The 13,967-nt window shown below is 61.9% G+C and carries 8 protein-coding genes; 3 read left to right on the top strand and 5 right to left on the bottom strand.

Annotation, left to right across the window (positions count from 1 at the left end; all coding sequences use genetic code 11):
- Positions 1-97 precede the first annotated feature (97 nt).
- Complete coding sequence (locus tag Q5H93_RS19415) at positions 98-3,847, top strand: DUF8818 domain-containing protein (RefSeq protein ID WP_305008318.1); 3,750 nt, start codon at positions 98-100, stop codon at positions 3,845-3,847.
- Here the strand turns inward: Q5H93_RS19415 and Q5H93_RS19420 are convergent.
- Positions 3,844-5,184, bottom strand: coding sequence for a hypothetical protein (locus Q5H93_RS19420; RefSeq protein ID WP_305008319.1), 1,341 nt, complete (start codon positions 5,182-5,184; stop codon positions 3,844-3,846). The two genes, Q5H93_RS19415 and Q5H93_RS19420, sit on opposite strands and share 4 nt — an antisense overlap.
- Before the next feature lie 66 nt (positions 5,185-5,250).
- A complete protein-coding gene (locus tag Q5H93_RS19425; protein ID WP_305008320.1) occupies positions 5,251-5,946 on the bottom strand; it encodes a hypothetical protein in 696 nt (231 codons plus the stop codon).
- A gap of 428 nt (positions 5,947-6,374) precedes the next feature.
- On the opposite strand from Q5H93_RS19425, the gene Q5H93_RS19430 reads away from it, so the two are divergent.
- Together Q5H93_RS19430 and Q5H93_RS19435 are read left to right on the top strand one after the other, a co-directional pair.
- Positions 6,375-9,332, top strand: a complete 2,958-nt coding sequence (locus Q5H93_RS19430; RefSeq protein ID WP_305008321.1) for a PAS domain-containing sensor histidine kinase — start codon at positions 6,375-6,377, stop codon at positions 9,330-9,332.
- An 80-nt stretch (positions 9,333-9,412) separates the two neighbouring features.
- On the top strand, positions 9,413-9,835 hold the full coding sequence (locus Q5H93_RS19435; protein ID WP_305008322.1) for a response regulator: 423 nt from the start codon (positions 9,413-9,415) through the stop codon (positions 9,833-9,835).
- Here the strand turns inward: Q5H93_RS19435 and Q5H93_RS19440 are convergent.
- The 3 genes from Q5H93_RS19440 to Q5H93_RS19450 form a co-directional block, all read right to left on the bottom strand.
- On the bottom strand, positions 9,832-10,440 hold the full coding sequence (locus Q5H93_RS19440; RefSeq protein ID WP_305008323.1) for a 3'-5' exonuclease: 609 nt from the start codon (positions 10,438-10,440) through the stop codon (positions 9,832-9,834). The genes Q5H93_RS19435 and Q5H93_RS19440 overlap by 4 nt on opposite strands.
- Before the next feature lie 66 nt (positions 10,441-10,506).
- Entirely contained in the window at positions 10,507-12,621 is a 2,115-nt protein-coding gene (locus Q5H93_RS19445; RefSeq protein ID WP_305008324.1) for a beta-N-acetylhexosaminidase, read from the bottom strand.
- On the bottom strand, positions 12,618-13,967 hold the full coding sequence (locus Q5H93_RS19450) for a DUF58 domain-containing protein (protein WP_305008325.1): 1,350 nt from the start codon (positions 13,965-13,967) through the stop codon (positions 12,618-12,620). The genes Q5H93_RS19445 and Q5H93_RS19450 overlap by 4 nt, the downstream gene beginning before the upstream one ends.

Raw genomic sequence — 13,967 nt, forward strand, 5'->3', positions numbered from 1 at the left:
AGGGTGATACGTAAAGTTAACCCCCGGCCCACTAATTGCGCGGGCACGAAAAGCCCCTTCGCTGCGTTGTGGCCCTGCCGTTCCCGACCTTTACTGCATGATTCGTCGCTACCGTCTGTGCTTCCCCTTCGTGGGCCTGCTCATCGCGGCACTGACGATGCTAGCCGAACCAGCCCGGGCGCAGCAGAAACCCGCCGCCTTGGCCGAAACCGCGCCGCCCAGCACCCGTCGCTGCCGCTACCTGCGCCTGACGCCCGGCCGTGACACCACCAGCTTTGCCCTCACCGATTCCCTGACCATCGTGCCCTCGTCGGTGACGGCCAATGGCCGCTCGGTGGCTTACGACCCGCGCACCGACCGCTACCAGTTCCTGCGCAACGGCGATAAAATTGATTCGGTACTGCTCTGCTACCGGGTGCTGCCTCTGCGCCTCACCGCTCCACGCTACCGCCGGCCCCAGAGTCTGATTGACAGCCTCGACTTCGGCCGACGCGTGTTTACGATGGAAGATTTCTCGGTAAAGGAGCAGATTCTGAGCACGCCGGGCATCAGCAAAACGGGTAACCTGGCGCGGGGCATCAGCTTCGGCAATACGCAGAACGTGTTCGTGAACTCGGCCCTGAACCTGCAGCTGGAGGGCAAGCTCTCGGATAACATCCAGCTCACGGCGGCTATTTCGGACCAGAGCGTGCCCTTCCAGCCGGAGGGCAATACCCAGAGCCTGCAGCAGTTCGATAGAATATATATCACGCTCATCAACCCGACCTGGAACCTGACGGCCGGCGACGTGGTGCTGCGCAACAAGCCCGACTACTTCCTGCGCTATTACAAAAACATCCAGGGCGCGGCGGCCGAGGCCAACTTCGGGCCGCCCATCCTGGGCCTGGGCGGAGGCGCTACGCAGGGCGTAGCGAACAACACGTTCCTGCAAAACGGCCTGGTGATGACGCCCGGCAGCACCACCGCGCCCTCGTCGCTGAACCCGCCCGCCGTGAGCCAGCCCCAGCTCACGGACCCCAACCGCCCCCTGGGCGGCACCGGCGGCCTAGGCGAAAAAAGCGAAACCAGCGCCGCCGTGCCCGGTGCCGCCGGGGCGGGCGCGCCGCTGCGCAGCAACACCATCAACTCGGTGTTCGGCAAATGGCGCTCCTCCACCACGGTGGCGGGCGGCGTGGCCAAGGGCAAGTTTGCCAGCATCGACATTGCGCCCATCGAGAACGTGCAGGGGCCCTACCGCCTGACCGGGCCCAATGGCGAGCAGTTTATCATCGTGCTGGCCAACTCGGAGAAGGTGTACCTCGACGGCCGCCTGCAAACCCGGGGCTTCGACGCCGACTACACCATCGACTACAACCTGGCCGAGGTGACCTTCACGCCGCGCCACCTCATCACCCGCAACTCGCGCCTGAAGGTCGATTTCGAGTATTCCGACCTCAACTACGCCCGCTCGCTCTACGCCATCAGCCACTACCAGCAGCAGAACCGGCTGAGCGTGCGCGCCAATTTCTACCAGGAGGCCGACAACCCCGACAACGCCACCAACCTCAACCTCAACGACACCGACCGCGTGGTGCTGCGCCGGGCCGGCAACGTGGGCGTGGCCGAAACGGCCGGTGGCGAGCTGGGCGCTTATAACCGCACCGTAGTGCAGTATAACCAGGACCCGGTCACGAAGGCTTTCACCTACCCGCCCGACTCGACGCGGGACGTCTACAACGTGCGCTTCACCGACGTGGGGCAGGGCCTGGGCGACTACGAGCTAAGCACGACCGAGCTGAACGTGAACGGCCGCGTGTACAGCTACGTGGGCCCCAACCTGGGCCGCTACCGGCCGGTGCGCCGCATCCCCACGCCGCTGCTCAAGCGCATGGTGGCGGGCGGCGTGAGCTTCCGGGTAGACAGCAGCACGACGGTATTCGTGGATGCGGCCGGCTCGCGGCTGGAGCGCAACCGGTTTTCGGACGCTGCCGACCAGGGCAGCGCCGTGCGCGTGGGCTATGCCATGCAGGATAGGCGCATCCGCGGCATCGGCCTGCTGAAAAACTACCGCCTGCGCTCGACGCTCGATTACGAGTACACGACCGAAAAATTCGCGCCCATCGACCGTTACCGCGACATCGAATTCGACCGCAACTGGAGCACGACCAGCACCACCACCGGCACCACCGCCCGCGAAGACAATATCCTAAACTTCAGCGTGGGCGTGGTAAAGGATGCCAACAACAGTTTCAACTACCGCCTGAGCCGCCGCTTCCGCCCCGGCGAGGTAAACGGCCTGCAGCACTGGCTCGACGGCGCCCAGAAGCTGGGCAACCTGGAGCTGCGCGGCTCGCTGTTTCTGCTCAATTCGGAGGCCGGACGCTTCCACTCCGACTGGGCCCGGGGCGAGGCCACCGGCCGCTTCGTGAGCGGCCGCATCGTGCCCGGCTACACCTACCGCTTCGACAAAAACCGCGTGCAGGCTGCCCGCAGCGACACCGTGCGCTCGGCCAATTACTTCGACGAGCACAACGTGTTCATCGAAAGCCGCGACTCGGCCCGCACCAGCTTCCGCCTCGATTACAGCTACCGCCGCGACCAGGCCCCCACCGCCGAGCAAACCGCCCTGGCCCTGCGCGGCGAGGCCCAGACCTGGCAGGGTACCCTGGCCTCGCGCATCGGCAAAACCCAGGATATTCGCCTGCTGGCCACTTACCGCGACCTCGCGGCCCGCGACTCGGCCCGCGCCCGCACCGTGCTCGGCCAACTTAGCTACAACGTGGGGCTGCTGCAAAACCAGATTCGCTCGGAGCTGACCTACAGCGTGGCCACCGGCCGCGAGCAAAAGCGCGACTACTCCTTCCTGGCCGTGCCCGCCGGCCAGGGCACCCACTACTACGTGGACACCAACGGCGACGGCCGCCAGCAAAAAGAAGAGTTCTTCGAGGCCCAAACCGCTGACGCGCAGTTCCGCACCTACATCAAAGTGTACCTCACCACCGCCGATTACGTGCTGGCCTTCACCAACCGCCTCAGCTACCGCCTCACCACGGCCGCCCCGCGCGGCTGGCGCGAAGCCGGGGGCTGGAAGGCCGCCGCCTCGCGCTTCGCCACCCTCACCAGCATCACCGTCGACCGCCGCACCACTGATACCGACCTCACCTCGCGCCTCAACCCCTTGAGCTATGACAAGGAATCGGACCAGCTGCTGGCGTTTAATCAGCTCTTTCGCAATACGCTTTACTTCAACCGCTCCAATCCCATCTTCGGCTCGGAGCTGACCTTGCAGCAAAACCAGCAGAAAACGCTGCTCTCGCAGGGCTCCGATTTGCGCAACTTCACCACCCAAAGTTTGCTGGTGCGGCGCACGCTGTCCACCACCTTCACCGGCCGCCTCACCGGCACCCGCGAAATCCGCGAGGCGGCCAGCACCTACCTGGCCACCCGCAACTACCGCCTGCTGCTCTACACCGCCCAGCCCGAAATCAGCTACCAGCCCGTCACGGCCCTGCGCCTCACCGCCACCTACCTGCACACCACCAAGCGCAACACCTACGCCGAAGACACCACGGGCACCCGCGGCACCTTCGACGAGCTGGGCCTCGAAGCCCGCCTTAGCCAGGTGGGCAAGCGCACCATCACGGCCACCGCCCGCTACGCCGGCGTCACCTTCGTGGGCGAGCAAAACTCCGTCGTGGGCCTCGAAATCCTCAACGCCCTACGCCCCGGCGCCAACTACACCTGGAACCTCAACGTGGAGCAGCGCCTCAGCAACGGCCTCAACATCACCGTGGCCTACGACGGCCGTAAGGCCAATGGGGTGAAGATTGTGCACACCGGCCGCATGCAGGTGGCGGTGCTGTTTTAGGCTGTTGGGAATACAGGTACTTTTCCAGTAAGTCCCCACATTTTCCAAATTTGGCCATAAGCGCATAATTCTTTATCAGAGCTTCTTTCCCATGGATTTTCTATGCACCTAGTGTCTGTGTAATCGGGAATTCCCTTCTCATTACACATCTCACTACAGAATACTCGCATCTTACATGACCTTTGTTTTCCCAAGAATAATAAGTATATCTGATGAAGTGCCCAGAAAAGGTCAACTCTTATTGTTTTTGAATTTAGAGCGGGTATTTCTGATGTATCACCCAAATGAAAAAACATGTCGTCAGAATTATTCGTGGTTATAGGAGAGCCAATAATATTGAGCAAATCAGCAAAATGATTATTGTTCCTTAAGTCGCCCGCTTGTAATAGGTCAATCAAAAAAAAGTACCTGTTCAGTCTAACACTGACAGCATTATAAATTAATAAATTAGCCCATTGTCTATTATTGTCAAAAATGTCGGCGGTAAATAAATCTTGTAAATACTGTCTTGCTTTATTTCCAGTATCAATAAGAAGTTGAACGGCGTCTTTTTCTTTGCCTTCGTGGGTGATTTTAATTCTAGCTAAGAAATTATAGACTTCTCTAGGTGATGATGGTATAAAATTTTCATTTTTCATGAGGTATAATATGTCAAAGAATGCAAGTGCAGGGTGATACATCATAAGGCTGACCTCACAAAGGGCAAATACATTTAGTCGGTCTACAGTAAGTTGTGGATATATTTTTTGCGTTACAAGTTCGGCTGAGTTATAAAGAAAATTGTTTACACCAATAAGACTTGGGAACATTAAGTCCTCTGCTATGTAAGCCATGCTTTCCATTATGCATGTCGCTCCAAAGTCATAAGGCTCGTTACTGTTACTAAAGGTGACTTGAATTTTTTTAAGACAATTCCCTAGATTCATTGGGTCAGGAACAATAGAATCTACTCGATTGATATCCTGTATTTGATTAGAAGAAATGGAGCCAATGTTATGGGACATGCCTTGGTAAACACTATAAGAATCAAGGTTGAATCTAATGCCATACAAGTCGCTAATGGGCTCAATGGGGACATTGAACTCGGAAGATGTGCTATTCCTTACGACTTCATTGGCGTATTTGATGTAGTTGATGATTATGCATGAATGAAGTAGTCCATAAGTTGTTGTTGTGTTTTGCAAAAAATGGATGTACTCGTGGAAGTAAAAACAGAGTTCAATATCTGTTAGGTTGGCCAAATCATCTAAAGAATTGTCGCATCCAACATGCATTTTGAAAAAAGTAGGATTGTATGTGCCGCCAGCTGAAAAGAGTTTTTGTTCTAGGAATTCCATATGCTGTGTAAGTAAAATGGATTAAACAAAAAAGGAAGTGGCTGCATTGCAACCACTTCCTTCGCTCTACGCCCCCGGCGTCTCCCGCGGCCCCTCCTGCCCCCCGCGCCGCACCACCTTGGCCGCCGCCCGAAACAAGTCGTACACGTCGGCCTCGTCCTCATCGTCCTGATACAGCGCGAAGAACACCGCCAGCGCCTTCTTAATCCGCTCATTGTCCTTAATCAGCCGCTCCAGCATCTGGCGGCCGGTGCTGCCGTCGTTGTCGGTTTCGCGGCCGTCTACCAGTGAGTCATTGTACTGCTTCAGTAAGCCCTCGGCCTGCGCGTTCAGCGCCTGGGGGTAGCGGCGCCTCACCAACGCCTCGGCCAGCGGCGCGCCCAGGTCGAGCAGGCGGCGCGCCTCCTCAGCAAACGTGGTGCCGCCCAGGTGCCGCCGCAGCGCGCTCGGACGGTCGGGCAGGCGTGCAATCAAGTCCGTATTATTGGTGCTGAGGCCCTCCGCCCGCAAGCCGCGTATCAGGCGCAACAGGATGTCGGTGAGCTGCCCGCGCAGGCCGCGCGTGCGCCCGCTGCTGTCAGTGGCATCGGCTCCCAGCACTTGCTGCACCACGCCGTTCACCTTGGTTTGGTTGGCAGCCAGGCGGGCCCGAAGCGGGGCCACATCCGTTTCGATGTCGGTGTAGCGGCCCAGCTTGCTGTTCAGAAAGCCGAGGAGCGAGTTGTCGCGTCGATTGCGCGACTCAATGAGGTCATTCTTCATAAAAACAGAAGGTAAAGGTGGGAAATTCGTGGGCTAATGTACAGAAAGTTGCAGTATAACCAAACGGCAACCGCTTGCACTGTCCTCTTTTTTAAGTTGCCGCCGGTTTCCACTGCCCAACCAGGCTGTACAACCCGTGGGCAGCGCGGCCACGGCCCTCCTTTTCGGTGCCACCGCCCAACCGCTGCCGCCACCGCCCAACTTCTCATTCCCACGGCCCAACTGCCGCCGCCACCGCCCAACCGGACGTTGCCACGGCCCAACTTTGTCAATCCAACGCATGCGCACCGTTGCCACCACCCAACCTGTGCCTGCCACCGCCCAACCGACCCATACAACACTCAACCGGCCAATACAACGCTCAACCGACCCCCGCCAACTACCAGCCCCGTCGTAGTTTTACAACTCGCCTTGCCTACCGCTCAGCTATGACGTCCGTGCCCACTCCCGCCGCTTCCTCTGACGACGACCTGCTAACCGCCCTGCTCGACGTGTCGCTGACCGGCGTCATCCTGTTCCGGCCCGTGTACGCCGCCGACGGCCGCACCATCCGCGACCTCGCCTATGACTACCTCAACCCCAGCGCCCAGCGCATGCTGGCCCTGCCCGAGCGCCCCACCGATACCTTCCTCACGCTCTACCCGAGCGCCATCGAGGCCGGCATTTTCGCCTTCTACCGCGACACCTTCCTGAGCGGCGAGGCCGGCCGCTACAACGTCAACTACCAGCACGACGGCCTCGACAACTACTTCCACCTCGCCGCCCGGCGCAGCGGCGGGCAGCTGGTGGTGAGCTTCACCGACACCGCCGACCACGACCGCACCGCCGCCGAGCACGCCCTGCGCGAGAGCCAGGCCCGCGAGCGCGCCGCCTGGGCCGAGGCCGAGCGCCAGCGCCAGCAGCTCTACCGCATGTTCGAGCAGGCCCCGGCCATGATTTGCATCTTCGACGGCCCGCAGCACGTCTTCCAGTTCGTCAATCCGCCCTACCAGGCCCTGGTCGGCGACCGGCCCATCATCGGCAAGCCCATTGCCGAAGCCATGCCCGAGCTGGCCGGCCAGCCCATCTTCGCCCTGCTCGACCGCGTCTACCAAACCGGCGAACCCTTCTTCGCCACCGAGATGCTCGTGCAGCTCGACCACCACAACGAAGGCCTGCAGAACCTCGAAAAGCGCTACTACAACTTCACCTACCAGGCCCGCCGCGACGCCCAGGGCACCATCGACGGCATCCTCGTCTTCGCCTACGAAGTAACCCCGCAGGTAGTGGCCCGCCAGCAAACCCAGCTCCTCAACGACGAGCTGGCCCGCACCAACGAAGCCCTCGAAGCCCGCGTCGCCGAGCGCACCCGCTCGGCCCAGCAGGCCCAGGCCGAAGCCGAGCGCCAGCGCGCCCGCCTCGAACGCTTCTTCATGCAGGCCCCGGCCGGCATCTGCATTCTCGACGGGCCGGAGATGGTGTTTGAGCTGGTAAACCCCGGCTACCAGCAGATTTTCCCGACCCGCCAGCTCCAGGGCCTGCCCATCCTGGCGGCCATGCCCGAAATCGCCGACCAGCCCGTGTACGCCATGCTGCGCCGGGTGTATGCCAGCGGCCGCACCAACGAGGAGCAGGAGGAACTCGTCCAGTTTACCCGCCCCGAGGACGGGGTGGTCGAAGACCGGTATTTCAACTTCATCCAGCAGGCCCGCTACGACGAAGCCGGCCAGATTGATGGCCTGCTAGTGTTTGTGTTTGAGGTGACGTCCTCGGTGCAGGCCCGCCTGCGCAACGAAGCCCTGCAAGCCGAGCTGCTCGCCAGCGCCCAGCGCCTCGTGCAGGAGCGCGAAACCTACTACCAGGTGTTCGAGCAAACCCCGGCCGCGCTGGCCATCCTGCGCGGCCCCGAGCACCGCATGGAATACTTCAACGAAGCCTACCAGCAGCTCTTCCCCGACCGCCGCATGCACGGCCGCACCATCGCCGAAATGCAGCCCGAATCCAGCGAGCAAGGCTTCGTGGCCCTGCTCGACCGCGTGTACCAGACCGGCGAAACCTACTACGGCAACGAGCTGCCCCTCAGCGTAGCCCAGCCTGACGGCCAGCCGCCCCGCACGTTCTATTTCAACTTCACCTACCAGCCCTTCCGCGAAGCCGGCGCCGTCGTCGGCATCTCCGTCTTTGCCTACGACGTCACCGGCCAGACCCTGGCCCGCCAGCAGCGCGCCCAGCAGCAGCGCCAGCTCAACGACCTGTTCGAGCAGGCCCCGGTGGCCATCTGCGTGTTCGAAGGCGAGGAGTATCAGCTGGAGGTCCTCAACTCAGAAATGGGCGCCCTCCTGGGCTACTCGCCCGCGCAAGTGGTCGGCCAGCCGTTTTTCGAGGCCCTGCCCGAGCTTGGCGGCCAGGGCCTGCGCGAGCTGCTCGACGAGGTGCGGCGCACCGGCGTGCCCTTCGTGGCCCACGAGCGCGAAATAAAGACGGCCCAGCACCAGCCCGGCGAAACCGGCTTCTACGACTTCGTCTACCAGCCGCTGCGCCAGCCCGATGGCCGCTTTACCAGCGTGATAGTAGTGGCCAACGACGTAACGGAGCAGGTGCTGGCCCGCCGCCAGGTGCAGGAGCTCAACGAAGAGCTGGCCGTCATCAACGAAGAGCTGGCCGCCACCAACGAGGAGCTGCAGGCTTCCAATGACGAGCTCGGCAGCACCAACAACCGCCTCACCCGCACCAACGCCGACCTCGATACCTTCGTCTACACCGCCAGCCACGACCTCAAAGCGCCCATTACCAACATCGAAGGCCTGCTGCACACCCTCCTCGCCGAGCTGCCGCCCACCAACCGTCCCGGCGATGTCAATATGATTCTGGACCTCATGCAGGGCGCCGTGGACCGTTTCCGCACTACCATCGGCCACCTCACCGACGTCTCGCGGGTGCAGCAAGCCCAGGACTACCACCCCGAGCCCGTGCGCCTGGCCGACGTCATCCGCGACGTGCGCCTCGACCTGGCGCCGATGCTGGCCGAAACCAGCGCCACGCTGCTGGTCGACGTCGAGGCCTGCCCCACCGTGTCCTTCTCCGTCAAGAATCTGCGCTCCATCATCTACAACCTCGTCAGCAACGCCCTCAAATACCGCCACCCCGACCGCCACCCCGAAATACGCATCACCTGCCGCCCCGGCGCCGACTACACCGCCCTGCTTGTGGCGGACAACGGCCTCGGCATCACGGCGGCGCAGCAGCCGCGGATATTCAGCATGTTCCAGCGCTTCCATACCCACGTCGAAGGGTCCGGTATCGGGCTCTACATGGTGAAGAAAATGGTGGGCAACGCCGGCGGCTACATCGTCGTGGACAGTGCATTGGGCGAAGGCTCCACTTTTTCAATCTTTTTTCCGCGTTAATTACCTACCTTTTTGCGTGAAGTACGTATTGTCAGCCTGACCCCCTTACTGCGTTCACCAGAGAGGTAGTCGGCCGTTTCATGCAAAAGCTCTCCTCTGTCCTGCTCGTCGACGACGACCCAACCACCAACTACCTCAATCGTAAGCTGCTGGAACGCTTGGCCGTTACCGATGTAATCGAAGTAGCACAGGATGGTCAGCAGGCCCTCAGCCTCTTGCTGGACCGCTGCCGGCAGGCGGCGCCCGTCGCCACGCCCGCCCTGCTGTTGCTGGACGTGAAAATGCCCGTCATGGACGGTTTCGAATTTCTGGCCGCCTACGAGCAGTTGCCGCTCGACTGCCAGCAGCGCGTCGTTATCGTGGTGCTTACCACATCGTTGCACCCGCAGGATGTGCAGCGCATGGAGCAGCTGCCCATTGCCGGCTTCCTGAGCAAGCCGCTCACGCAGGAAAAAATCAGCCAGGTAATCCAGGAGCATTTCCCCGCCCCGGCCGCCAACTAGCGCCGCCGCACGCTCTGTCCCAGGCGTCGGGCCAGGCCCGCCGTCAGCTCGCGCTGCTTGAAACACAGCGGCAGCTCCACCCCCGCCCGGAAGGCCCGCACCGTGATTTCAGCGCAGGCGCGGGCGTCGCTCAGGGCGTCGTGGTGGTCGAGCTCCAGCTGGAAGTAATCGGCTAAGACATTGAGCCGGTGGCTGCCCAGCTGCGGCCACACGGCCTTGGCCAGCTTTACCGAGCACAAACTGTGAAACGACGGAATGGGCACCCCAAAATCGCGGCAGCTGTATTCGAGCACGCTCACATCGAAGGCCGAGTTGTGCGCCACCACCGCCTGCTCGTGCAGGTAGGGCAGGAGCTCGGGCCATATTTCGGCCAGCGTCGGCGCGTCGCGCAGCTGCTCCAGCGCAATGCCATGCACCTGGTAGTTACGCCAATCCACGCGCAGCTCGCGGGGGCGCAGCAGGGTTTCGTAAGCCTCCACAATCTGGCCGCCGCGTACCCGCACCACCCCCACAGCGCAGGCGCTGGCGCGCTGCTCGTTGGCAGTTTCGAAGTCAATGGCCGTGAAATCAAGCGAGGCCAGGGCGCGGGTAAGGGCAGTTTTCATAGCACAAAGGTAGGCTAGCGGGGCAGCTGGAGCTTGCCTGACGGCAACCTACGGTTCGCGCTAGCCTTATATCCCCGCCAGCTTACGCGCCGCCTTCACAATAGCCAGCTCTGCTTGCCCGGCCGGTTTCTGCGCGTCATCCAAGGTGGCCTTGGCGCCCGCTACCCATCTTGCGGGGGCCGTCTGTCCTTTTTCCAGCTGCACCAGGCGCTCCAGCAGCAGCTTCGAGACGGCCGTGAGGCGGCTCGACAGCGGCGCATACTCGCCCAAAGCCGGGTTGAGGGCCAGTATCGGCGTCAGGCTGGTTTCGTTGGCCTGCCACAGTAGCAGTTGCGTCCGCAAGCTCATTAGCTGTCGTTGCCGCCCGGCGCCCGTCTGCAACGGCCCGCCGCCCGCCACCACGCTATCCACGAGCATCGCAAAGCGCCGCGCCACTTCTGACTCAGCCGGTGCGGCATCGACCAGCCGGTTGAGCGGCGTTTCGGTGGTGTATTTAAAGCCCTGGAAATGGCGCTTGTACTCCTTCACCGGCTCCAGCACCTCGGCCAGCGTGCGCAATGGTGCGGCATCGAAGGGCACGGCCATTTGCTGCAGCAGCAGCGGCGGTACCCGGCGGTGGCGCAGGCCCAGCCGGTCCAGTTCGACCGAGACGACGTTCAGCCGCCGGTACATGTCGGGCACGTCCTGCGTAGCCGCCTGCGCCGACCACAGCCGCTCGGCCACCGCCGCCGCCCGCGGCCAGATGCGCGAGTCCACCATCACCGAATCGGCAAATTCGGCCCACATGGTGGCCTCGCCACCCAGCACCAACCGCTGCTGCTCCGGCGTGAGGGTGGTGCCCGCCGGCAGCGGGTCGTTGGTGTAATGCGTGGCGGCCGGGAAGTTAAGGTCGATGTAATAACCGTTTGACAGGATGGTGGGGTGGCCCAGCTGCACGGCCTGGGTCACGCCCTTCTTGCCGCTCCAGCTCTGGATAACTACTTCCTTGGGCAAGTCGGCCCCCAGAATTTCATCCCAGCCCACCATAATTTTCCCATTGCGCTGCAGCGTGGGCAGAATGCGACGGTTGAAATACGTTTGCAGCCGGTGCTTGTCCACAGTCTGGCTGTCGGCCTTAAACATGCGATGCTCGCGCATAAAGCTCACAATGCGCGGGTTGCGCCGCCATTGCCGCCCGTCATTCTCATCGCCGCCCACATGGAAATAGGGGTCAGGGAACAGCCCGCTCATCTCCGTCAGCAGCGAATCGAGCATGGTGTAAGTCGATTCGCGGGTGGGGTCGATGGCAATGTTGAGCACGCCCCAGCGCACCGGCAGGGTCTTGACGGAGTCGTTGCTGGCCAAGCGCGGATAAGCCGTCACCAGCGCCCCGGCGTGCCCCGGTAGGTCGAACTCCGGCACTACCCGAATGCCCCGCGCCGCCGCGTAGCGCACCACCTCGCGCACCTCGGCCTGGGTGTAGTAGCCGTTGGCGCCGGCCACCGTGTGCAGGCGCGGAAACAGGCGGCTTTCCACCCGCCAGCCCTGGTCGTCGCACAAGTGCCAGTGCAGCACGTTGAGCTTCACTGCCGCCATGCCGTCCAGGTTGCGCTTGATGACGGGCAGCGGCATGAAGTGCCGGGCCGCGTCCATCAGCAGCCCGCGCCAGGCAAAGCGCGGCTGGTCCCGAATGTCAACCTCGGGCAGGTAGCGCAGCTTTTTTTCGGTAACGGGCAGTTGGCGCAAGGTCGCCAGCGCCCGCAGCACCCCCAGACTGGTCGGCGCATCGATGCTCACGCCCATCGGCGTCACGCGCAGCGAATAGCGCTCTTCGTCAAGTTTTTCCGGCAAGCCCACGCGGCCGTAGCGAATCTGCAGCAGCGGCCCGCTGACCGGCTTGCCTGGTCCCTGAATGAAAGTGAGGGCCTGTTCGGCGGCTTTGCGCAGGTTGGAGTCGGCAGTGGCGGGCAGCTCCAGGCGCAACTGGGTTTTCAGGTTCAGGCGGCCCTTGCCCCAACTCATTTCCGTGGGCGCGGGCAGCAGGTTGTGCGCCTTGGCCGAGCAGGAAAAAAGCAGGCAGAGCAGAAAAAAATTTCCGCCGAGGCGCGCCGGGGAAAGCCGCCGAGGTGCGCTGAAGATGCTTTGAAGACCTTTGCGAACCGCGGCGTTGACCTTGGCGAACCTCTGCGTGAAATCTGTCATATTAATCCCCGGGCTTTAAATTCCAGATACTTATTAATGGTATTCACCGTCAAATCCTGCGGTGCCGTGAGCAGCGAGTAGATGCCGTAGCGCTGCAATTCGAGTACAATTTGCCGCTTTTCCTGCGCAAATTTCTCGGCGATGGTTTGGTTGTACACGTCCTCGGTCGAGCTGGCCGGCGTGTCGAGGTAGGTGCGCAGCTCGGTGTTTTCGAAGAATACCACCAGCAGCAAATGGTCCTTGCTCAGGCGGCGCAGGTAAGGCAACTGCCGCTGCATACTGTGCAGGGTTTCGAAGTTGGTGAAGAGAATCAGCAGGCTGCGCTGCTTGATTTTGGCCCGCACGGTGGCGTAGAGTAGCTCGAAATCGGTTTCGAGGTACCTGGTTTTCTGGCGGTAGAGGATTTCCAGCAGCTTTAGCAGGTGGCCAGGGCGGCGGTCGGCGGCCAGCACGGCGCCAGGCCGGTTCGAGAACGTGACCAGGCCCGCCTTGTCGTGCTTGAGCAGCGCGATATTGCTCACCACCAGCGTGGCATTGATAGCGTAGTCGAGCAGGCTTAGCCCGTCGAAAGGCATGCGCATCACCCGGCCTTTGTCGATAAGGCAATATACCTGCTGGGCCCGCTCGTCCTGAAAGTGGTTCACCACCAGCGCGTCGGCGGCGCCGGTGCCGCTGCGCCGGGCCGTGGCTTTCCAGTTGATGCTGCGCGGGTCGTCGCCGGGCACGTAGGGCCGGATTTGCTCAAACTCCATGCTGTGCCCCACGCGACGGATGCGCTTGACGCCCACTTCCGTCAGCCGGTTGTGGATGGCCAGCAGCTCGTATTGCCGCATCTGCAGAAACGACGGGTACACCGGCACCACGCGCCCCTGCTCGTAGCGGAAGCGCCGCCGCAGCAGCCCCAGCGGCGAAGCCGCGTACACATTCAGCGCCCCAAACTCATACTCCCCGCGCTTCACCGGCCGCAGCTGGTAGTGAATCACCTGCGTTTCGCCGGCGCCAATGGCGGTTTTGAACAGCACATCGCGCCGCTGAAACTGGTGCGGAATCTCGTCAATCGTCTCCGTGCGCACCGGGAAGCGGTAGTGGTTTTCGAGAAAAATCCGCACGTCGTTTTCCGAGCCGTTGGCCAGCTTGTCGCCCAGCACGCGCCGGCCGAATACCGGGTTGAGCTGGCCTTTTACTGGCGCATACAGCAGCAGGGCATCCAGCAGCGTAAGCACCGTCAGCGCACCCAGGCTGATGTACATCGGTCCCAGCAGCCAGGGTAGGAAAAAGGCCACCACGAAGCCCACGATGAGGGCGACGAGGGTCAGGAAAAAGCGTTGCGTGAGGAAAATGGACAA

The sequence above is a fragment of the Hymenobacter aranciens genome, from assembly GCF_030580865.1.
In the GTDB taxonomy this organism is placed as follows: domain Bacteria; phylum Bacteroidota; class Bacteroidia; order Cytophagales; family Hymenobacteraceae; genus Hymenobacter; species Hymenobacter aranciens.